This is a genomic window from Pseudomonas sp. NPDC078416, from assembly GCF_050268485.1.
Taxonomy (GTDB): domain Bacteria; phylum Pseudomonadota; class Gammaproteobacteria; order Pseudomonadales; family Pseudomonadaceae; genus Aquipseudomonas.
Genome location: NZ_JBNNGV010000017.1, coordinates 1 through 21,061, shown reverse-complemented (window position 1 = coordinate 21,061; position 21,061 = coordinate 1). Strand labels below are relative to the sequence as shown.

The window sequence follows — 21,061 nt, the reverse complement described above, 5'->3', positions numbered from 1 at the left end:
TTCAGTGGGACCGGCTTCAGCCGGGAATGGGCCAGTGTGAGCACCCTCGATTTTGCGGCGTGGCATTTGACACCTTCCCGGCTAAAGCCAGTCCTTCAGGTGTATGGGTGCTTTCAGTGGGACCGGCTTCAGCCGGGAAGAGGCCAGTGTGCGCACCCTTGATTTTGCAGCGTGACCGCCGAGGCGCTGTCTGCCAATGCCGGCCGGAGGTGCGTTTTTGCCACGGGCTTACTTTTCCCGATGAACTTCGGCAGAACCCCATGAGTCAGCATTAAAACGCTCACCATGAGGCTCCACATTCCATGCAGATTTCCTTGAAAGGCCAGGTCGCCCTCGTTACCGGCGCGAGTTCCGGACTGGGTGCCGGCGCGGCCAGAGGGCTGGCGGCGTCTGGCGCGGCAGTGGTCGTCAACTTCCACTCACAACCCGAACCCGCGCAAAAGCTCGCGCAAGAAATCGTCGATGCCGGCGGCCAGGCCATCGCCATCGGCGCCGATGTCTCCAACGAGCAGGACGTGGAAAGGTTGTTCGCCGAGACCCTGAAGGCGTTCGGCCGTCTGGACATCCTGGTCGCCAATTCCGGACTGCAGAAGGATGCCGCCTTCGCCGACCTGACCCTCGAGGACTGGAACACCGTCATCAACGTCAACCTCACCGGCCAGTTCCTCTGCGCGCGCGCTGCAGTGCGGCAGTTCGCCAAACAGGACATCCGCCCCGAGGTGTCTCGCGCCTTGGGCAAGATCATCCACATGAGCTCGGTGCATCAGGTCATCCCGTGGGCCGGCCACGTCAATTACGCTGCGTCGAAAGGCGGCGTCGATCTGTTGATGCGCAGCATTGCCCAAGAGGTGGGCGAGCAGCGTATCCGCGTCAACAGCATCGCGCCGGGGGCGATCCGCACCGCCATCAACACCAAGGCCACCAGCGGCGACGCCGAGAAAAAATTGCTGGAGCTGATCCCGTACGGCCGCGTGGGCGAGGCCGAAGATGTGGCCAATGCCATCGTCTGGCTGGCCTCGGATGCGTCCGACTATGTGCATGGCACGACGCTGTTCATCGACGGTGGCATGAGCCTATACCCGGAGTTCCGCAACAATGGCTGAACACACCCCGAACCCCGATGCACAGGAACCGCAAAACCCCATCGAAAACCACGGCATCATCGGCGACATGCGCAGCGCCGCGCTGGTGGCCGACACTGGCAGCATCGACTTTTGCTGCTGGCCCGACTTCGACAGCCCAAGCATCTTTACCGCGCTGCTGGACACCCCTGATGCGGGGATTTTTCAGCTGGCGCCGATTCTTCCCGACGCCCGTCGCCAGCAGTTGTACCTGCCGGAAACCAATGTGCTGATGACGCGCTGGATCGCCAAGGACGCGGTGGTAGAAGTCACCGACCTGATGCCCATCGCCTCTGAAGTCGACAATCTGCCGCGCCTGATCCGCCGCATTCATGTTCGCCACGGCCAGACAGCCGTGCGCATGCTCTGCCGGGTGCGCCACGATTACAGCCGCGCTGAAACCACTGCGCGGATGGACGGCCAGGACATTCGTTTTGAGGCCGAAGGCCAGCCTGCCATGCGTCTGGCGGCGACCACCGTATTGAAACTCGAAGGCCAGGCCGCGGTGGCCCGGTTCGAGATGAAGCAGGGCGATGTGGTCGAGTTCATGCTCGGCGGCGCCGACGATCCGCTGGTCAAGGCGACGAATTGCGAATGCGATTTGAAAAACACCGTCAACTACTGGCAGCACTGGAGCCGTCACTCCAATTACCGCGGGCGCTGGCGTGAAGTGGTCAATCGCTCGGCCCTGGCCCTCAAGCTGCTGACCTCGCGCAAGCATGGCGGGATCGTGGCAGCGGCGACCTTCGGGCTGCCGGAAGAAGAGGGCGGCGAGCGCAACTGGGACTACCGCTATACCTGGATCCGCGATGCTTCATTCACTGTCTATGCCTTCATGCGCCTGGGCTACACCGAGGAAGCCAACGCCTTCATGCACTGGGTCCGTGAACGCATGGGCGACTGCTGCGAAGACGCCAACAAGCTCGGGATTCTCTACGCGCTGGACGGCCGCGAAGAATTGCCCGAAGAAGAACTGGATCACCTCGGCGGCTACGGAGGTGCGTCGCCCGTGCGCATCGGCAACGAGGCGTACAAGCAGACGCAGCTGGACATCTACGGCGAGCTGCTCGACGCGGTGTACCTGGCCAACAAATACGGTGAGGCCATTTCCCACGAGGGCTGGAAGCACGTCACGCGGCTAGTCAACGAGCTGTGCGAAACGTGGAACAGCAAGGACGTCGGGATCTGGGAAATGCGCGGCGACGATCAGCATTTTCTGCATTCGCGACTGATGTGCTGGGTCGCGCTGGACCGGGCGCTGCGGCTGTCGCTGAAACGTTCGCTGCCGGCGCCGTTCGAGCGTTGGGACCGGGAGCGTCAGGCCATCCATGACGACATCTGGGAGAACTTCTGGGACGCCGATCTGGGCCATTTCGTCCAGCACAAGGGCAGCAAGAACCTCGATGCGTCGATGTTGCTGATGCCACTGGTGCGCTTCGTCGGCGCCAGCGATCCCAAGTGGCTGAAGACCCTGGACGCCATCGAACGCACGCTGGTGCGCGACGGCATGGTGTTCCGCTACCGCAACGATGATGACTACCAGGACGGTCTCGACGGTGAAGAGGGCGCATTTGTCGCCTGCTCATTCTGGTACGTCGAGTGCCTGGCCCGTGCCGGGCGGGTCGAGCAGGCGCATCTGGAGTTCGAACAGTTGCTGCGCTACGCAAACCCGCTGGGTCTGTATGCCGAGGAGTTCGATGCCCACGGCCACCATTTGGGCAACACGCCGCAAGCCCTCAGTCATCTGGCGCTGATCAGTGCGGCGAGTTTTCTGGATCGCAAACTCGAAGGCAGCCAGACCCTCTGGCAGCCCTGACTTCCGGGATTAAAGGAGAAAATCGATGGCTCATGCATTCAAGGTCGGTGACCACGTGCGCTGGAATTCCGAAGCCGGGCACATCGTGGGGAAGGTGACGAAGGTTCACACCAAGGAGGTTGAGTTCATGGGCCGTCATCGCCATGCCTCGCCCGATGCGCCGCAGTATGAGGTCAAAAGCGACAAGACCGGTCACCTGGCGATGCACAAAGAGGACGCGCTGGAGAAGGCTTGAGTCCTGCTGTTTCGCCAACAAATGGCCCGGATACGAAAACGCAGCGATGACGGCAATCATCGCTGCGTTTTTTATGGCCGTGATCAGCGCGGTTACGGAATCAGGCGCTGGGCCCGCAACGTGTCGAACACGTCAAAGAACGCCTGGTCACTGGCCTGAAACTCCTTGAAGCCCAGGGTCCGGCTTTTCGACATGTCGGTCACCACTTCGATCGGGCGGCCCAGGTCGGCGTCGGTGTGCCACGGCGAGATCAGGCGAGTGATGTCGGCTTCTTTCAAACCGTGGGCGCGAACGAGCTCGTCCCATGCTGCCTGATCGTTGGCCATCTGCTCTTCCAGCGGGGAAACCTTCTCCGGGAATTCAGCAGGATGCACACCGAAGTACTCGGCGATCTGGCCCCACATCCACTTCCAGCGAAACACGTCGCCGTTGGTGATGTTGAACGCCTGGTCCGCCGCCGCTGGCGTCGTGGCCGCCCACAGTTGTTGTTTGGCCAGTTGCCGCGCGTCGGTCATGTCGGTGAGGCTGTCCCACTGCACCCGGGAGCCGGGGAACACGAACGGGCGGCCGGTGGCTTTGCAGATAGACGCGTAAACGGCAAGGGTAGTCGCCATGTTCATCGCGTTGCCCACCGCGACGCCGGTGACAGTGTGCGGACGGTGCACGCTCCAGGTGAAACCGTCGCGTTTGGCGGCGGCAAACACTTCATCTTCCTGGGCGTAATAGAAATTCTCGATGTCCAGCCGACCCTGGGATTCGCGGAACGGCGTCTGCGGCAGGGTGCCTTTCCCGTAAGCTTCGAACGGGCCGAGGTAATGCTTCAGCCCGGTGACCAGCGCGACGTGCTTGACGCTCTTCGCCGGGCTCAATGCGTCCAGGACGTTACGTACCATGGCGGCGTTGACGCGGATATTTTCCGCTTCCGTGGCCTGACGCGACCAGGTGGTGAGGAAGACGTGGCTCGGTTTGAGGTCGGCGAGGGCCTGTTTGACCGATGACGGGTCTTGCAGGTCTGCCGCGACAGGAATTACACCCGGCGTTTGCGAGGGACGGCGGGAGAGGGCGGCCACCTGCCAACCGTTATCGAGCAACAGTTGAGTGGTTGCGCTGCCGACGATGCCGCTGGCGCCGACGACCAAGGCCGTTTGAGTCATGGGGGTCTCCTGTTTGATCGAGTGGAACGGGCTTCATAACCATGTAGCCCTCAGGTTTCAGAACGGCACTGGCGCCGATAGGTTCACCGCGATTGGCCGGGTGCGACCCCACACCGCGCCGGCTCACCCGACCAGAAGCGCCGTCCCGTACATGCCAATCGCAAAAACCACATGCCCGACCACGTTTTGCAGACGCGCCACGTTCGGCTTCGGTGCCTTGTTGCAGGCCACGCCAACGCCCATGCCGGGCTGCAGGATGAACCAGCCGGCGCCGACGGTGACCAGCCCGACGATGAGTGGAGGAAGAAAGGTCGGGGCATGGGCCCATTGCACACCCCAGATGAATAACAGCGCGGCAGCAAACAGCACACCGACGGTGTAATGCATGAACCAGCCAATCGCCAGCTCACTGGGCACGGGAGGGGAATTGCCGATGCCGTTGCGGTGCACGAACTGCCCCTTGGGCATCCCGGCAAACCAGCGGCCGACGAGGTGCCAGGGCGGGGTCGGCAAACCCAGCACCGCCTTGAGCAACAACGCCCAGAGATCCAGCAGGGCGGTGCCGCCCATACCGATGAGTATTGAAAGGTAGATGAATTCGAACATGTCCGTCCCTGCTTGCAGTCAGTGGCCGATGGGCCAGTGATGGCCGGACACGTTAGCAGTTTTGTCAGAGAAAGCGCGTGGGTTGAATGCATGCGCTGCATTGGTGGGACCGGCTTCAGCCGGGAAGAGGCCTGCATGAACACCGCTGGATTTGCGGTGTGACATCCGACGCCTTCCCGGCTAAAGCCGGTCCCACATTCAGGCTCGCAGCCAGTCCCATTGACTGCACGCAATTCCCTTAGTGGGACCGGCTTCAGCCGGGAAGAGGCCTGCATGAACACCGCTGGATTTGCGCTGTGACACCGGCCGCCTTCCCGGCTAAAGCCGGTCCCACATTAACGGTCGCTCAAGCACTTACCAGCGGTCATTGCCACGGCCATGGTCGAAGCCCCGGCGATAGCCGCCGTCGTAGTAGCCGTGGGGCGGTGGTGGCGCGAAACGGCGGTATTCGACCCGCTCACGCACCGGCACATAGACAACCTGCTGGTACTGCGGCTGATAGCGCGGCGCATAGCGCGGTTGCGGGCGGTAATCCTGATAGCGATCGTGACGGTCGTTGTTTGACTGACTGATCACCGCGGCCAGTACGGCACCGACAGCGGCTCCGGCGATGACAGGCACAATCACGTTGCGTTCGCTGGCGGACGCCGCACCGGCGCTGGCGAGCAGACCGGACAGGATCAGGGCTTGGGTCATCTTGGACATCATGGTGTCTCCTTTGGCGAAAGAGTGGGTTCGCCATGGACGTATGAAACACCGGATCCATGTAAAGCCACGTCTAGGATCGGTAAAGGTTGGGTAAACCCGGGTCGATCCCCAAACGGCCCATGGGGCAGGTTTTGGCCTCGGGTTTTACCTCGAGGCGCAGAACATGAATGCGCGGAACTTCCGGAAACGACGACCGCCGATCAGGTAGCCACTCCTCGAAGGAAACCTCCTGCGCCACGTGGAATCAACTGGTTACGTACGTGAGGGTGAGGGGAAATAATGATGGTGACCGACGATCTTGTCCGGTGGAACAGCCACTGGCGGCTAAACGACCACACAGTGTTGTGCAGGACCTGTAAAGCCAGGCAGAGCGAAGCGGAAAGGGAAGCGACCTTTGTGCATTTGCCCACCTGCGGCTATGCCCGTGAAGCGGCGCATCCGTGGGATGAACTGGACGCCAGTTGCGGAATGCAGCTTTCTCACTGAGCAGATATCTCACTGAACAGCGCCGCCTTCACCCTGCAGCCACGGCCTTGAACATCAGGCTTGGCGCCTGACCCGGTACGTCATCAAGTTCGCCGCAACGTTTCATGCCGATTTTTTCCAGCACGCGGATAGATGCTGCGTGGGTCGGCCGCACATAGCCGTAGACATCCCCCAGGTTCAAGCTCGAGAACCCGAACGCCAGTGCCGCTCTGCCCATTTCCGTGGCAAACCCCTTTCCCCACGCCTCAACCGCAAACCGATAGCCCAGATTGATCCGCTGCTCGCCCATAAAGTCGTGAAGCCCGATGCCGCCAAAGCCGATGATGTGTTCGGGCGCATCCTTGCGCGCAATCGCCCACCAGCCGTAACCATGGGTCTCCCAGTGCTTGATCCAGCCTTCTAGCATCCCAGCCGCCTGGGCTTCGTCGGTCATTGGCCCGGAAGGATTGAACAGCTGGGTCCGCGGGTCGCTGTAGATGGCGAACAGGCGGGCGAGATCATCGGGTTCCGGGGCGCGGTAGATCAGTTGAGCGCTGCTCATGGGCATGGCGGGTGATCCTTCTTTCAGCCTTCACAGTATTTGCAGCGGATCGCTGGCGTTGACGCTCTGATCTACCAGTTGAATGCGATTGCGTCCACCCCGTTTGGATTCATACAAGGCGGCATCGCTGCGCTCGATCAACTCTGCCAGGCTGGACGGCGGTTGGCTGAACAGGCTGGCCCCGATGCTCAACGTGACGGGCTGGGGGGTGGAAAAGGTTGCCGAGGCGGTCGCGTGAAAGGCCTCGCGCAGCGTGCTCCCCACGGCCAGCAAATGCTCGCTGGAGGTGTCACTGAGCAGCACCACAAATTCATCCCCGCCCAGGCGCGCGGCCAGCGAGCCATTGGGCAAGGCCCCACGGATAATTTCGCTGAGCGCGACCAGCAGCCGGTCGCCGGCGCTGTGGCCATAGAGGTCGTTGACCAGTTTGAAATTATCGACGTCCATCAGCAGCAGCGCTCCCGGACGCGCCTGTGAGACGTTTTCCAACAGACGCTGCCCGCGCATTTCCAGCGCGCGGCGGTTGTACAGCGCCGTCAGGGGATCCCGCGCCGCCAGCCGGGCCATGCGTTTTTCCCGACGATGACGCTCTGAGCCCGTCATGGACAGGGCGATCAGCATCACCGCGATTGTGCCTTCAACCAGCGAAATCTGGATGATCTCGCCACGAAAGGCCGCCAGATCGATCAGCGTGCCAGGTACCACCGCAGTGACTGCCTTGGAAAAATAGAACACGCCGTGGGCCAGCAGCACATAGCGCAACTGCACCGCGCCGACGCTCAGGGACTTGCCGTGAGGGCGCAGCAACCCGCTGGCCTTGACCATCAGCAGCGAGATCAACAGCGAGTTGGCTGCCAGCATCACTTTCGACCACCACGGCTGGTCTGGCAGCAACAGCAGCCCCATCCACAGGACGAAGATCAAATACCAGGCCCGCGACAACCGGGTCTCGGTAAACCGCGCAACGCCCAGCAGAAACAGCCAGTGGGCGGTGACCAGCAAGCCGTTGGCGAACCAGATGCCAATCACCAGAATGCCGCTGCTGCGCAGCAATGCCAGGGTCGAGCCCACCGAAATAGTGGCAAACCCCGCGCTCCAGAACAGCAGCGAAGGCTCCCGCACCGTCCGCCACTCCACGGCGAGGTACAGCGCGGCGGCCGCAGCGAGGGCGATGGTCATCGTCAGCAGGGTGATCGGGTCGAGCGCCATAAGCAGCCTGATGTGTGGGGGTTGCGGTGTCGTCGCGAGTCGAAGCGCCTGGAGGCTTTCTTTCGCTGGCTGTTGTGTATCGGCCACCCCGACAAAACTTTAACGCCGGCGCCGTTCCGCTAGAATGGCGCGGACCCGGTCCTGCCGCCGTTGATCAAGGTCTTTTTTGGCAGCGAACGGCTGCAACCATCGGCAACCCAGGCATGACGAAAAGCGAGGCGGCAGTGATCGAGCGGCGAGAATTCAGCGCAGGCTTTAAGGGCAAGAACCTTCGCTACGTGGATGAGAACAGGCGAACGCCCTCGGCCCGGACCCGAACCGGTTTCGTGCTGCTCGAACACTTTTCGTTGCCGGCCTTCACCCAGGCCCTGGACACATTCGTCACCGCCAACCTACTGCGCCCCGACCTGTTCTCGTCACGGACATTCGGCTTGCACGCGGGCGAGGTGATCAGCGACCTGGGGCTTGTAATCCGGCCCGACGCGCAGCTCGACGTTTCTGCGCTCAAGGACCTGGACTTGCTGGTGATCTGTGGCGGTTATCGCACGGAGCTCAAGGCCGATGAGCAATTGGCGCACCTGCTGAGCATCGCCGCCGAGCAGGGCATTGCCCTCGCCGGGCTGTGGAACGGGGCCTGGTTTCTCGGCTCGGCGGGTCTGCTCGATGGCTACCGGTGCGCCATTCACCCTGAGCACCGCGCCGCCCTGGCGGAGATCTGCAAAGTCAGCGAAGTGACCAGCGAAGCCTTCGTCATCGACCGCGATCGCCTCACCGCCGCAAGCCCGGCGGGAGCGTTCCATATGGCACTGGAATGGATCAAGACCCTGCACGACAAAGCCCTGATCGAAGGCATCGAGGACATTCTGTCTTTCGAGGAATCACGTTATCGGCGGATCAAGCCGAGCCGGAACATGACGGTCAGTGCGCCGCTCAGGGAGGTGGTCAAGTTGATGGACGCCAACCTTGAGGAGCCCCTCGAGCTTGAGCAACTGGCGGAGTACGCGGGGCGTTCGCGGCGACAGATCGAGCGGCTCTTCCAGGAGCAGTTGGGCACCACCCCGCAACGCTACTACCTGGAGTTGCGCATCACCGAGGCCCGGCGCCTCCTTCAGCACACCGAGCTTTCGCAGGTGGAGGTGCTGGTGGCCTGCGGGTTTGTCTCGCCGAGCCATTTCAGCAAATGCTACAGCGCGTACTTCGGTTATCGGCCCTCGAAGGAAAAGCGTCTGGTCAAATGAGCGCCGCCTTGATTTACCCACCCGCCAGCCCAACCCTGTAGGCTTCGTTTTGATAAGGACAGGGCCGGGCCAGGCAAGTACAGACCGGCCGGATCCAGGCTCGCCCGCACAGAGACAGCGTTAATGAGTGAAATCAGTACCAAGATAATCACCGTCGAGGGCCATGCCGCCCTGAAGAAGGAGCTCGACTACCTCTGGCGCGAGCACCGGCCTGACATCACGCAAAAAGTGGCCTGGGCCGCTTCCCTGGGTGATCGCAGCGAGAATGCCGATTATCAGTACAACAAGAAGCTGCTGCGCGAAATCGACCGGCGCGTGCGCTACTTGCGCAAGCGGCTGGAAGACATGCGCGTGGTCGCTTATTCGCCGGAGCAGGAGGGCCGGGTGTTCTTCGGCGCCTGGGTTGAAGTCGAGGACGAAGAAGGCGAGAGCAAGCGTTTCCGCGTCGTCGGTTATGACGAGATCTATGGGCGCATGGACTACATCTCCATCGATTCACCCATGGCCCGGGCGCTGCTGAAGAAGGAAGTCGGCGACGAGGTCTCGGTGCCGGTGCCGTCCGGCAGCAAGCAATGGTGGATCACTAAAATCGAATACCAGAAATAGCCGCGGCCTTGCGGTCGCCGGTCCGGCTATTTGGGTGGAGGGAGGACGGCGCAGTGCCGCCCCCGTCATACCCCGAGGCTAACCCTCGCGCAGCACTTGCAGTGGACTGGCGTTCAGCGCCCGCCGCGTGCCGAACACGCCCGCGCCGCCGACCAGCAAGGTGCCGATGAGTGGCAGCACCAGCAGCCAGGCGTGGGGGTGCCATTGCAGGTTGAAGGCGTAACGGTAGAGGACAAAGCTCACCAGCTCACAGCCAATCGCCGCCAGCACACCGCTGACCGCCCCGAGCAGGCCGAACTCGATGCGCCGGGCTTTGGTCAGCAACGCGCGGTTGGCGCCCAGTGCCCGTAACAGCGCGCCCTGTCGAATCCGCTCATCCAGCGTCGCCTGCAAGCCGGAGAACAACACCGCCATCCCCGCCGCCAGCACGAACAGCAGCACGTACTGCACCGCCATCGTCACCTGATCGAGAATGCTGCGCAGTTGCTCCAGCAACGCCTCCACCTGCAGGATCGTCACTGCCGGGAAGGCCCGGGACAGTTCGACGATCTGCTGATCATTGCCCGGTGCCAGATAGAAACTGGTCAGGTACGTGGCCGGCACGTCCTTGAGTGTGCCGGGCTGGAAGATCATGAAGAAGTTGGGCTGAAAGGTGTCCCAGTTGATGTCGCGCAGGCTGGTGACCTTGACCTCGCGGGTCAGCCCGCCGATCACGAAGCCGAGGGTGTCGCCCAGCTTCATGTTCAGGCTGTTGGCCAGTTTGGTTTCCACCGACACGCCGGGAACCACGCCCTCCGCAGGCGGCTGATCGCTCGCCCACCATTGCCCGGCGGTGATGCTGTTGCCTTCCGGCAGCGTTGCAGCCCACGTCAGGTTGAGGTCGCGCTGGGTGGCGTTTTCGCCACGCGAGTCCTTGGTGACGAACTTGCTCACCGGCTCGCCGTTGATCGTCATCAAGCGCCCCGGAATCATCGGGTACAACGGCGCGCTGTGCGTCGACAGGCGGCCCATGCGTTCGGCGAAGTTGTCCTTGTCGTTGGGCAGGATATTCAGCGCGAAGTAGTTTGGCGCATCCTTGGGCAGTTGGTTCTGCCAGGTGTCGAGCAGCTCGCCGCGCAGCAGCGCAATCAACCCCATGGACAGCAGGATCAGACCGAATGCCAAGGACTGACCCGCTGCGGCCATGGGATGGCGCAACAGCTGACCCAGGCCCAGACGCCACGGCAGCGATGCCCCGGCCAGCAAGCGGCGCAGGCTTTTCAGGGCCAGCAGCAAGACACCGCCGAGCACCAGCGCTGCGATCAGGCCGCCGCCGAGCAGGGCGAAGGTCAGCACCAGGTCCAGACTCAGGCGCCACATGATCAGGCCCAGCGCGAACAGCGCTGCGCCATAGACCAGCCAGGTGCTGGCCAGGATCGGCAGCATGTCCCGACGCAACACCCTTAGCGGCGGCACGCGACCCAGCGCTGCCAGCGGCGGCAGTGCAAAGCCGGCCAGGGCAACGAGCCCTGTGCCGATACCGGCGACTGCCGGCAGCCAGCCACCCGGCGGCACGGCGGCGGGCAGCAGGCTTTCCAGCAAATGAAACAGGCCCAGTTGGGCAAACCAGCCGAGCAGGGCGCCCGCTGCGCTGGCCGCAACGCCCAGCATGGCGAGCTGCAGACCGAACAGCGCCAGCGCTTCATTGCGCGACAGGCCCAGGCAACGCAACAGCGCACTGGCATCGAACCGGCGAGCCGCGAAACGCGCCGCCGACAAGGCCACCGCCACGCCGGCCAGCAGCACCGCGACCAGACTGGCCATGTTCAGGTAACGCTCGGCCTTGCCCAGGGCGCCACCGATCTGTTGATTGCCATCCCGGGCGTCGTCGATTTTCTGGTTTGGCGCCAGCCCGGGTTCAACGGCCTTGCGGTAGGCAGCGAGGTCTTGCGGCGTGCCGCGCCACAGATCCCGATAACTGACGCGGCTGCCGGGCTGCACGACCTTGGTGGCTTCAAGGTCCGCCATGTTGATCATCACCCGAGGCGTCAGGCTGTAGAAGTTGCCAGCGCGGTCGGGTTCGTAGGTCAGCACGCGGGTCAGCTTCAAGGTCTTGGAGCCGACGTCGATGCTGTCGCCGACTTTGAGGTTCAGCGCCACCAGAATCCGCGCTTCTGCCCAGGCTTCACCGGCTTGCGGCTCTCCGCCTACGGTTTCGGCCTCGTAGGGAGCAGGGGCACTTTTCAGCTCGCCCCGCAACGGGTACGCCCCATCGACGGCCTTGACGCTGGCCAGCTGGATGCCGTTATCGGTGGCCACCACGCTGGAGAAAATCACGATCTGCGAGTGATCCAGCTTCAGCGCCTTGCCGGCGTCGATCTGCGCAGGGGTTGCCGGCGCGGAGCCGCCGAGGATCAGGTCGGCGCCGAGAAACTCGGTCGCTCGCAACAGCATGGCGCTGTTCAGGCGCGCGCCGAAATAACCAATGGCCGTGCTGGCGGCAACCGCCACCACCAACGCGAAGAACAGCACGCGCAGCTCGCCGGCACGGGCATCGCGCATGAGCTGGCGCGCCGCGAGGCTAAGCAGGCGTGAAAAAGGCAGGCGTGCCATCAGGGCTCCATTGGGGCGACCAGTCGGCCACCTTCGAGACGAATCAGACGCCGGCAACGGTGGGCCAGGCGCTCATCGTGGGTGACCAGCACCAGGGTGGTGTTGCGTTCCTGGTTCAGCTCGAACAGCAGATCGCTGATGCGCTCGCCGGTGTGGCTGTCCAGGTTGCCGGTAGGTTCATCGGCGAACAGCACGTCCGGGTCGGCGGCAAACGCGCGGGCGATGGCGACCCGTTGCTGCTCGCCGCCCGACAGTTGCCGTGGCGTGTGGGTCAAACGCTGACCCAGGCCAACGCGTTCCAGCAGATGCCGGGCCTGATCACGGGCGTCTTTGCGGCCCTCCAGCTCCATTGGCAGCATGACGTTTTCCAGCGCATTCAGGCTGTCGAGCAGCTGGAAGGACTGGAAGACAAAGCCCACGTGTTCAGCGCGAACCCGGGCGCGCTGATCTTCATCCAGCTCGCTGAGATTGCGCCCCGATAGGACGACGGAACCGGCGCTGGGCAGGTCGAGGCCGGCCAGCAGGCCGAGGAGAGTGGATTTGCCCGAGCCCGACGCGCCGACGATGGCCAGCGTGTCGCCCTTGTTTAGTTCCAGGGAGAGTTCGTGCAGGATGGTCAAGTCACCTTCGGTGCTTGGGACCACTTTGCTGAGGTTCCGAGCACTGAGAATACTTTCGCTCATGGAGAATCCGATGCGTGCGTGGTTTTTAAGTGCTGGCCTGGGTTTGCTGCTGGTATCACAAGGCGCGATGGCAGGCACGGTGCTGATCGTTGGCGATAGTATCAGCGCGGCTTTCGGCCTGGATACCCGGGTCGGTTGGGTCAGTCTGCTGGAACAGCGTCTGGCGAAGGAAGGCTTCAAGGAAAAAGTGGTCAATGCGTCGGTCAGCGGCGACACCAGTGCGGGGGGCCAGGCGCGGCTGCCGACGCTGCTTGCCGAGCACAAACCGGATCTGGTGATCCTCGAACTGGGGGGTAATGATGGCTTGCGCGGGCAGCCACCCGCGCAATTGCAACAAAACCTTACCGACATGGTTGAGCAATCCAAAGCGGCCGGGGCCAAGGTGCTCTTGCTGGGGATGAAAATTCCGCCGAACTACGGTGAGCGCTACACCACGGCCTTCGCGGCGGTGTACCCGAAAGTCGCCGAAGCCACCAATGTCGCGCTGGTCCCCTTCATGCTGGAAGGCGTAGGCGGCAGGCCTGACATGACCCAACAGGACGGCATTCACCCCAATGCCCCGGCTCAGCCTTATCTGCTGGATAACGTCTGGCCGGTCCTGAAGCCGTTGCTTTAGTCGCCGCCGCAAACATCAGGCCGATACAGGCAGGGCGTCGGCCATCAGGTGCGAGGGACCGCTCATTGCCAGCCGTCGGGTTTGCGCCTATGGTGGCCCAAACCTATACAGGACCGAGAAGATGTACAAGAAAGAGCAGTGGCCACTCACGCTGTACTTCGACGGTGACTGCCCGCTTTGCGCGCGGGAGATCAAGCTCCTGCGTTCCCACGCTTCCGCGCACGCAGGTCCAGACGCTACAGCCGCGCGATTGGTGTTCGTCGACATCAGCGAAGAGGGCTTTGATGCACAGGCCCTCGGATTCACCCATGATCAGATGCAGTCTGTGTTGCACGCCCGATTCGACGATGGCACCTGGGTCACGGGCCTGGACGCCACCCTCTGGAGCTGGCGCGCCGCCGGGCTTGGCGCCTGGGCTGCGCCGCTGTCATGGCGGCCCCTGCGGCCTTTGCTCAACGTCGGTTATCGGCTGTTCTGCCGCTTTCGTCCCCAGTTGGCGTGGTTACCTCATCCGGAGGGCAGCCGTCGATGCCGCGACGACCGTTGCGCGGTTTCCAGACCTTCAGATCAAAACCGCTGATTTAAAGGCCTGCAGGCCTTTTCCGGACGGGGGCTTTCGGCTAATGTGGCGCCCCCGCTCTGGAGCCCCCAATGCCGCGCCGTCCTGCCTGGTCCCTTTATGCCTATCAATTGATCGAGCCTGACGAACAGCTCGACCTGTTCGCGTGCCAGGAAATCCTCGTGCACCTGGTCGCTCGCCAGCTCGAACTGGCAGGCTCGGCCGACCGCACGTTGTGCGGCACCTTGCTGCCCGCCCAGCCGCGCTGGTCGGAAGTCCAGCAGGCGGTTTATCAGGATGAGCGGCTGTGCCCGCTGTGCCGGGCGATCATCGACGCGCAACGGCGCGGCTGGCATCCGATCTGGCCGGAACTGGAGACCGGCGTTTAAGGGCGCGAGCACTCCCGGACGGGCAGGCGTGCGTGTACAATCGCGCACAATCAAGCCTTCGTTTACCAAGGATTCTCCGGATGTTGTCGCGCATTCCAGCTTTCGCCCGCTGTCTGTCGCTCGCTGCGCTGTGCGCGGCCGGCCCCGTCTCCGCCCTGGAGTTTCCGTTGCCGCCGCCCGGTGAGGACATCATCGGCCAGGTGCAGACCGTGACCGCCAAATACGAAGACACCTTCGCCGACCTGGCCACGCGCTACGACCTGGGCTACCTGGAAATGATCGCTGCCAACCCCGGCGTCGATGCCTGGCTGCCGGGCGCAGGCACCCAGGTGGTGTTGCCGACGCGTTTCATCCTGCCGCCGGGTCCTCGCGAAGGCATCGTCATCAACCTCGCCGAGTACCGTTTGTACTACTACCCGAAAGGGCGGAACGTGGTGTACACCTTCCCGCTGGGCATTGGCCGCGAAGGCTGGGGCTCGCCGGTTTCTACCACCAAAGTCACTGCCAAGACGCCCAATCCGACCTGGACCCCGCCTGCGTCGGTCAAGGCCGAGCACGCCGCCGACGGCGACATCCTGCCCAACGTGGTGCCGGCCGGGCCGGACAATCCGCTGGGCCCGTTCAAATTCGGCCTGGGTCTGCCGGGTTACCTGATCCACGGCTCGAACAAGAAGTTCGGCATCGGCATGCGCACTAGCCACGGCTGCTTCCGCATGTACAACAACAATGTGCTGGAAATGGCGGACATGGTCCCGGTGGGCACCACCGTGCGGATCATGAGCGAGCCGTACAAATTTGGCGTCAGCGGCGGCAAGGTCTACCTCGAAGCGCACACGCCGCTGGACGAGAGCGGCAAGCCGTCGGTGGTCGACAAGCACACCGCCGTGATCAACGCACTGCTCAAGCGTGAAGACCTGGCCAACAGCCTGCGAATCAATTGGGATGAGGTGCGGGACGTAGTGGCTGCCGAAGACGGCATGCCGGTCGAGATTGCCGTGCCGACGACGCCAGCGCCCGTGGTGGGCGGCGCGCCTATGACGCTGCAATGACCTTCCCGCTGTAAGCAGCGTGATGCCGATGCCCGCCCGTCCTGCGCCGAATGCGCAGGCGGGCGGGTTTTTTATTGCCTGAAAAACGCCTCATCAAGAAAGACTGTCGGCAAACTCCGGGCAATAAAAAAGCCGACCCGTTAACGGGTCGGCTTATCAATAATCCCGAGGGATTATTACTTGCGGCTAGCCTTGTCCAACATACGCAGAGCGCGTTCGTTGGCTTCGTCAGCAGTTTGCTGAGCTTTTTGAGCTGCAGCCATAGCTTCGTCAGCCTTGCGATAGGCTTCATCGGCACGGGCTTGCGAGCGAGCCGCTGCGTCTTCAGTTGCAGTCAGACGAGCTTCGGTTTCTTTGGATGCGCTGCTGCAACCGGTAGCCAGAACTGCGGCCAGGGCCAGAGCAGAGAATTTCAGAACGTTGTTCATCGTGTTCCCCTTAAAGGACTTCTATCAAATTAGTCATCTCTCGAGAGTGAGAAAATGACCGGCGTACATCTTACTCATTGTTTGTAGTAAGTAAACGGACCGCGCGCAAGATCTGCAGAAAATTCTTGGGTTTGAACGTGTTCCGTGCAACTCCTCACGCTTTTTCTTCGCACAGGATAAACCTCAGGCAAAGGCGTCTGTCAGGTGACGCCGGTCCGGGCGATTTCGCGGTACCGGCGACCTTTTTTGTATAGTCGATTATCGTGACAAGCGCATCATGGACGGCCGCTTGAAAAGGCCATCAAGTGACTTAATACCGGGCGTTGCGTCTGAATGGACAGTGCTCGGCGACAACAGGTTCCGTGGGCTCACTCCGTCAGATGCTCGGCAGCGCAATTAACAGTTGATTCACTTGAGCGCACTTGCTCAGGGCGCCTACTATTTGCCTGTGCTCAAATTGTTTGAGAACAGCGATGCTCTTCGCGGTGTCCAAACGGCACAGGGTGGCGCAGTCCGCTCTATTGCAGAAGGCGCTATTGCAGAAGCCAATAGTAGTCGTACTGCCTGTAGAGGTTCCTTCGCCGGGAAAATGTCGATAAGGTAAGGGTCCAATTCCAAGACCCGCGAGGAGTAGTGATGAGCGAGGCGTTGTCCATCCACCATGACGAGACCGGTCACCAGTTCGAAGTCAATATCGACGGCTACCGTGCCTATCTGACGTACATGGACCTGGGTAAAGAGACCCTGGATATCTACCGTACGTTCGTTCCCAACGAACTGCGCGGGCGGGGGATAGCGGCGGCCTTGACCAAGGTGGCCCTCGACTACGCCGACCGGATCGGCTACACCGTGATTCCTTCATGCTCCTACGTGGAGCGCTACATGGAGCGCAACCAGCGGCAGGCTGCCAAGATCTGACCGAAGCGCTTCACACAGTAAAACGCCGAGCATGTGCTCGGCGTTGTCGTTTCTGCGGGACGGTCAATCGCGCTTGCGCTGGGGCAGTACGTCCTTGAGCTTGGCGTGCATGCTGCGCAGGGTTTTCTCGGTGCTTTCCCAATCGATGCAGGCATCGGTGATGGACACGCCGTATTGCAGGTCGGCGAGGTCCTTGGGAATCGCCTGGCAGCCCCAGTTCAGATGGCTCTCGACCATCAGGCCGATGATCGACTGATTGCCTTCGAGAATCTGATTGGCAACGTTCTCCATCACCAGCGGCTGCAGCGCCGGGTCCTTGTTGGAGTTGGCGTGGCTGCAATCGACCATGATGTTCGGCTTGATCTTCGCCTTGTTCAGCGCCTGTTCGCACAGGGCAACGCTGACCGAATCGTAGTTGGGCTTCCCGTTGCCGCCGCGCAATACCACGTGACCGTAGGCATTGCCCTTGGTGGTGACGATGGACACGCCGCCTTCCTGGTTGATGCCGAGGAAACGATGGGGACTGGACACCGATTGCAAGGCGTTGATCGCCACGGTCAGGCCGCCGTCGGTGCCATTCTTGAAGCCGACTGCCGAGGACAGGCCCGAGGCCATTTCGCGGTGAGTCTGGGATTCAGTGGTGCGCGCACCGATGGCCGACCAGCTGATCAGGTCCTGCAGGTACTGAGGCGAAATCGGGTCAAGGGCTTCGGTCGCGGTTGGCAGGCCTTTTTCGGCCAGGTCGCGCAGCAACTGACGGCCGATGTGCAGGCCATCCTGAATCTTGAAAGAGTCGTCCAGGTACGGATCGTTGATCAGGCCTTTCCAGCCGACGGTGGTGCGTGGCTTTTCGAAATACACGCGCATGACCAGATACAAGGTGTCGGACACCTCGGCCGCCAGTGCTTTCAGGCGATCGGCGTATTCGTGGGCGGCCTTGAGGTCGTGGATCGAGCAGGGCCCGATCACGATGAACAGGCGGTGGTCCTTGCCATCGAGGATATTGCGGATGACTTCGCGGCCCTGGCTGACAGTGGCCTGGGCGGCGGCGGTCAGCGGGATTTCGCGTTTCAGCTGATCCGGGGTGATCAGTGTCTCGTTGGAGGCAACGTTGAGGTCGTCAATCGGTAAATCAGCCATCGTGTTACTCATCAGGTCACGGATGCTGGCCGCCAGCGTCCCCGTGCGGCGGAGCCGAGCATGATTGAGCGCAACGGGGGAGCCGAACCTTAGCGCGTTAGCCGGTGGTTCGACAATGGGTAAACGTGGCTTTCGTCCAACGGTTGCGGCATTGTCTGACCGGTTGCGGACGGCGACAGACATTTAATCAACCGAACATCATTCAGAGGAGAAGCGCGTGGATCAATTGCAACTGACGGACTTCGACCTCGACCAGCAACTTCTCGACCTGCCCGGCGTCTCACTGCTGATTTTCACCAGCCTCGGCTGCTCCAGTTGCCGTTGGGCGCGGCACCATTTGCCCGGGCAATCCCTGCCGCTGGATCGCCTGTGCTGGATCGATGCCGAAGAAAACGGCGGTGCGGTGGAGCGCTACGGCGTGTTTCATCTGCCGGCGATGTTTGTGGTGCGTGACGGCGCCTTCTTCGGGCCCCTTCGCACGCAGATGGCCGCTGAAGCCATTGTCACGGGCCTGGCCCAGGCGCTGGCGACGCCACCAGACGAATTACCCTGAAGCGGAGTTTCCATGAGCGAAAGTGCAGCGAGCGAAAGCGCAACCAAACCCCGGATCGGCATCATCGGCACCGGTGCGATCGGCGGCTTCTACGGCGTGATGCTGGCCAGGGCCGGCTTTGATGTGCATTTTCTGCTGCGCAGCGAATTCGATGCCGTCGCCCGCAACGGCCTGCGCGTGGACAGTCAGGTGCACGGCCCGTTAGCGCTGGAACATGTCCAGGCGTACGCCTCAGCGGCCGACATGCCGCCCTGCGACTGGTTGCTGATCGGCGCCAAGACCACCGGCACTGGCGGGGTGGCCTCCGCCATCGTTCAGGCCGCGGCGCCGGACGCCAAGGTTCTGCTGCTGCAAAACGGGCTGGGCGTCGAGGAAGAATTGCGCGCCGAGCTACCCGACTCCCTGCATCTATTGGGCGGCCTGTGTTTTGTCTGCGTGTACCGCACGGGTCCGGGGCAGATTACCCATCAGGCCTTCGGTGCCGTGAATATCGGTTATCACAGCGGGCCGGCCGATACGGCAACGCGCGGGCACTGGGTCGAGCAGGGCGCTTCGCTGTTTCACCAGGCGGGCATTGACTCTGTGGCGATGGGCAATCTCGACAAGGCGCGCTGGCAGAAGCTGGTGTGGAACGTACCCTATAACGGGCTTTCCGTGCTGCTCAACGCCAGCACCACGCCGCTGATGGCCGACGCCGACAGTCGCGCGCTTATCCAGGGCCTGATGACGGAAGTGGTGCAGGGCGCTGAAGCGTGCGGTCACGTGCTGCCGGAAGGTTATGCCGAGCAATTGCTCAAGGTCACCAGCCATATGCCCGATTACCGGCCGAGCATGTACCACGACTTCACCGAAAAACGACCGCTGGAACTCGACGCCATCTACGTCCGGCCCCTCGCCGCTGCGCTTGCCGCGGGCTGCGACATGCCCAAGGTGCGCGCCCTGTATCACGCGCTGGCGTTTATTGACCGCGGCAATCGTTGACGGTCATGGCCGTGCGCTTGCCCACCTCCTGCTTTAAGGAAGCCTGATGAGCACTGAGCTGAACGTTAAAACCCCGGGGAGCAAGCTGGTGCTGGCGATTTCCTCGCGGGCGCTGTTTGACTTGCGGGAAAGCCATGACGTTTATATGGCCAGCGGGGTCGCGGCCTATCGTCAGTACCAGATCGACCACGAAGATGAAATCCTCGAGCCCGGTGACGCGTTCCGCCTGGTGGAAAAACTGCTGAGCCTGAATGCCAGCCTGAATCAGTCCCGGGTGGAAGTGGTGCTGGTCTCGCGCAACAGCGCCGACACCGGCTTGCGCGTGTTCAACTCGATTCAGCATTACGGTCTGGACATTTCCCGCGCCGCGTTCGTCGGCGGGCGCAGTCCGTTTCCGTATCTGGCCGCTTTCGGCAGTCATCTGTTTCTCTCGACCCACGCCGAAGACGTGCGCAGCGCGCTGGATGCGGGCTTCGCCGCTGCGACCATCCTCTCCGGCGGCGCCCGGCGTGCGGCCAGCGCCGAACTACGCATCGCTTTCGACGGTGACGCCGTGCTGTTTTCCGATGAGTCCGAGCGCGTGTATCAGTCCGGCGGGCTCGAGGCGTTCCAGGCCAACGAGCGCGAGGCGGCGCGACGGCCCTTGCCCGGCGGGCCGTTCAAACCCTTTCTCGCGGCATTGAACGCCCTGCAGCGCGAATTCCCTGAAGAGTCCTGCCCGATTCGCACGGCGCTGGTCACCGCACGTTCGGCCCCGGCTCACGAGCGGGTGATCCGTACGCTGCGCGAATGGGACATCCGTCTGGATGAGTCACTGTTTCTCGGCGGCCTGGACAAGTCGGCGTTTCTCGAAGCCTTCGCTGCGGACGTGTTCTTCGACGATCAGCCAGGCCACTGTGAGCGGGCGCGCGACGTCGTGGCGACCGGGCATGTGCCCCACGGCATCAGCAACGAGCTAAAACCCTGAGGCGTTAGACCGAAAAGCAACAGTCGGCCGTCGCAGTGGGCGGCGCGCTGCTACGCTGATTAAGTCTTCACTTCACAGGCTGACCGGGGGTCCCATGATCCGCTCGATGCTCTACGCCACGGACCTCGGCGCTTATGCGCCGTATACGCTGCAGCACGCGCTGGTGCTGGCGCGCACCTTCGATGCCGAGCTGCATGTCGTGCATGTGGTGGAACCCATGGGCCTGTTCGCCGAGTCGGTGCTGCAGAGTTATCTCGCCGCAGACGTGCTCAAAGAGCTGCACAGCGAGGGTGTCAACACGGTGATCGACGGCATCGAAGCGCGGGTGCTGGCCAGTTTTCGTGAAGAACTGGGCGAGGGCCATGAAGACCTGGCGCTGATCCGCAGTGTCCGTGTGGTCCAGGGCGACCCCTCCAATGTGATACTCGATCAGGCGCGTCTGCTGGGCGTCGACCTGCTGGTGGTG

The 21,061-nt window shown here is 62.4% G+C and carries 23 protein-coding genes; 14 read left to right on the top strand and 9 right to left on the bottom strand.

From position 1 onward, the window contains the following. The first annotated feature begins 302 nt into the window (after positions 1-302). The 3 genes from ACQKEN_RS15800 to ACQKEN_RS15790 are packed head-to-tail and all read left to right on the top strand — an operon-like array spanning position 303 to position 3,172. On the top strand, positions 303-1,103 hold the full coding sequence (locus ACQKEN_RS15800; RefSeq protein ID WP_427686837.1) for a glucose 1-dehydrogenase: 801 nt from the start codon (positions 303-305) through the stop codon (positions 1,101-1,103). Beyond that, entirely contained in the window at positions 1,096-2,937 is a 1,842-nt protein-coding gene (locus ACQKEN_RS15795; protein WP_427686835.1) for a glycoside hydrolase family 15 protein, read from the top strand. The genes ACQKEN_RS15800 and ACQKEN_RS15795 overlap by 8 nt, the downstream gene beginning before the upstream one ends. Before the next feature lie 25 nt (positions 2,938-2,962). Next, positions 2,963-3,172 carry a DUF2945 domain-containing protein gene (locus tag ACQKEN_RS15790; RefSeq protein WP_172612667.1) on the top strand — a complete coding sequence of 70 codons (210 nt, stop codon included), beginning with the start codon at positions 2,963-2,965 and terminating at the stop codon, positions 3,170-3,172. 92 nt (positions 3,173-3,264) lie between these two features. On the opposite strand, the gene ACQKEN_RS15785 is transcribed toward ACQKEN_RS15790, so the two are convergent. The 5 genes from ACQKEN_RS15785 to ACQKEN_RS15765 all read right to left on the bottom strand — a co-directional run bounded on the left by ACQKEN_RS15785 (position 3,265) and on the right by ACQKEN_RS15765 (position 7,876). After that, the gene (locus tag ACQKEN_RS15785) at positions 3,265-4,326 is read right to left on the bottom strand and encodes an SDR family oxidoreductase (protein WP_427686833.1); all 1,062 of its coding nucleotides are present in this window, start codon (positions 4,324-4,326) and stop codon (positions 3,265-3,267) included. Positions 4,327-4,449: 123 nt separating this feature from the next. Further along, complete coding sequence (locus ACQKEN_RS15780; RefSeq protein WP_427686831.1) at positions 4,450-4,932, bottom strand: DUF2938 family protein; 483 nt, start codon at positions 4,930-4,932, stop codon at positions 4,450-4,452. A 354-nt stretch (positions 4,933-5,286) separates the two neighbouring features. Continuing rightward, on the bottom strand, positions 5,287-5,637 hold the full coding sequence (locus tag ACQKEN_RS15775) for a hypothetical protein (RefSeq protein WP_146175906.1): 351 nt from the start codon (positions 5,635-5,637) through the stop codon (positions 5,287-5,289). Between the two features lie 517 nt (positions 5,638-6,154). Further along, the gene (locus ACQKEN_RS15770; RefSeq protein WP_427686829.1) at positions 6,155-6,673 is read right to left on the bottom strand and encodes a GNAT family N-acetyltransferase; all 519 of its coding nucleotides are present in this window, start codon (positions 6,671-6,673) and stop codon (positions 6,155-6,157) included. Between the two features lie 24 nt (positions 6,674-6,697). After that, positions 6,698-7,876, bottom strand: coding sequence for a GGDEF domain-containing protein (locus ACQKEN_RS15765; RefSeq protein ID WP_427686827.1), 1,179 nt, complete (start codon positions 7,874-7,876; stop codon positions 6,698-6,700). 203 nt (positions 7,877-8,079) lie between these two features. On the opposite strand from ACQKEN_RS15765, the gene ACQKEN_RS15760 reads away from it, so the two are divergent. After that, positions 8,080-9,114, top strand: coding sequence for a GlxA family transcriptional regulator (locus ACQKEN_RS15760; protein WP_427686826.1), 1,035 nt, complete (start codon positions 8,080-8,082; stop codon positions 9,112-9,114). A gap of 132 nt (positions 9,115-9,246) precedes the next feature. Next, positions 9,247-9,720: a transcription elongation factor GreB gene (gene greB, locus ACQKEN_RS15755; protein WP_427686964.1), complete on the top strand. Its 474-nt coding sequence runs from the start codon at positions 9,247-9,249 to the stop codon at positions 9,718-9,720. Between the two features lie 78 nt (positions 9,721-9,798). On the opposite strand, the gene ACQKEN_RS15750 is transcribed toward greB, so the two are convergent. Together ACQKEN_RS15750 and ACQKEN_RS15745 are read right to left on the bottom strand one after the other, a co-directional pair. Next, positions 9,799-12,312, bottom strand: a complete 2,514-nt coding sequence (locus ACQKEN_RS15750; protein WP_427686824.1) for an ABC transporter permease — start codon at positions 12,310-12,312, stop codon at positions 9,799-9,801. Then, positions 12,312-12,995, bottom strand: a complete 684-nt coding sequence (locus tag ACQKEN_RS15745) for an ABC transporter ATP-binding protein (protein WP_065988527.1) — start codon at positions 12,993-12,995, stop codon at positions 12,312-12,314. The genes ACQKEN_RS15750 and ACQKEN_RS15745 overlap by 1 nt, the downstream gene beginning before the upstream one ends. Before the next feature lie 10 nt (positions 12,996-13,005). Between ACQKEN_RS15745 and ACQKEN_RS15740 the strand changes: the two genes are divergently transcribed. From ACQKEN_RS15740 to ACQKEN_RS15725, 4 genes are all read left to right on the top strand, one after another. Then, positions 13,006-13,611, top strand: coding sequence for an arylesterase (locus ACQKEN_RS15740; RefSeq protein ID WP_427686822.1), 606 nt, complete (start codon positions 13,006-13,008; stop codon positions 13,609-13,611). Positions 13,612-13,732: 121 nt separating this feature from the next. Beyond that, the gene (locus ACQKEN_RS15735; protein ID WP_427686821.1) at positions 13,733-14,191 is read left to right on the top strand and encodes a thiol-disulfide oxidoreductase DCC family protein; all 459 of its coding nucleotides are present in this window, start codon (positions 13,733-13,735) and stop codon (positions 14,189-14,191) included. A gap of 71 nt (positions 14,192-14,262) precedes the next feature. Beyond that, complete coding sequence (locus ACQKEN_RS15730; protein WP_427686819.1) at positions 14,263-14,559, top strand: hypothetical protein; 297 nt, start codon at positions 14,263-14,265, stop codon at positions 14,557-14,559. Positions 14,560-14,639: 80 nt separating this feature from the next. After that, on the top strand, positions 14,640-15,608 hold the full coding sequence (locus ACQKEN_RS15725) for a L,D-transpeptidase family protein (protein ID WP_427686817.1): 969 nt from the start codon (positions 14,640-14,642) through the stop codon (positions 15,606-15,608). A gap of 176 nt (positions 15,609-15,784) precedes the next feature. On the opposite strand, the gene ACQKEN_RS15720 is transcribed toward ACQKEN_RS15725, so the two are convergent. Continuing rightward, positions 15,785-16,036 carry an Lpp/OprI family alanine-zipper lipoprotein gene (locus ACQKEN_RS15720; RefSeq protein WP_065988522.1) on the bottom strand — a complete coding sequence of 84 codons (252 nt, stop codon included), beginning with the start codon at positions 16,034-16,036 and terminating at the stop codon, positions 15,785-15,787. A 636-nt stretch (positions 16,037-16,672) separates the two neighbouring features. Here ACQKEN_RS15720 and ACQKEN_RS15715 point away from each other — a divergent pair. Then, the gene (locus ACQKEN_RS15715; RefSeq protein WP_065988521.1) at positions 16,673-16,954 is read left to right on the top strand and encodes a GNAT family N-acetyltransferase; all 282 of its coding nucleotides are present in this window, start codon (positions 16,673-16,675) and stop codon (positions 16,952-16,954) included. 63 nt (positions 16,955-17,017) lie between these two features. On the opposite strand, the gene ACQKEN_RS15710 is transcribed toward ACQKEN_RS15715, so the two are convergent. Beyond that, the gene (locus tag ACQKEN_RS15710) at positions 17,018-18,094 is read right to left on the bottom strand and encodes a 3-deoxy-7-phosphoheptulonate synthase (RefSeq protein ID WP_427686815.1); all 1,077 of its coding nucleotides are present in this window, start codon (positions 18,092-18,094) and stop codon (positions 17,018-17,020) included. Positions 18,095-18,311: 217 nt separating this feature from the next. On the opposite strand from ACQKEN_RS15710, the gene ACQKEN_RS15705 reads away from it, so the two are divergent. The 4 genes from ACQKEN_RS15705 to ACQKEN_RS15690 all read left to right on the top strand — a co-directional run. Then, positions 18,312-18,647: a thioredoxin gene (locus ACQKEN_RS15705; protein ID WP_427686814.1), complete on the top strand. Its 336-nt coding sequence runs from the start codon at positions 18,312-18,314 to the stop codon at positions 18,645-18,647. Positions 18,648-18,659: 12 nt separating this feature from the next. Then, the gene (locus ACQKEN_RS15700; RefSeq protein ID WP_427686812.1) at positions 18,660-19,628 is read left to right on the top strand and encodes a putative 2-dehydropantoate 2-reductase; all 969 of its coding nucleotides are present in this window, start codon (positions 18,660-18,662) and stop codon (positions 19,626-19,628) included. A 46-nt stretch (positions 19,629-19,674) separates the two neighbouring features. Next, a complete protein-coding gene (locus tag ACQKEN_RS15695) occupies positions 19,675-20,595 on the top strand; it encodes a 5'-nucleotidase (protein WP_427686810.1) in 921 nt (306 codons plus the stop codon). 94 nt (positions 20,596-20,689) lie between these two features. Further along, positions 20,690-21,061, top strand: a 372-nt coding sequence (locus tag ACQKEN_RS15690) for a universal stress protein (protein WP_427686808.1), incomplete at its 3' end; no start/stop codon positions are given.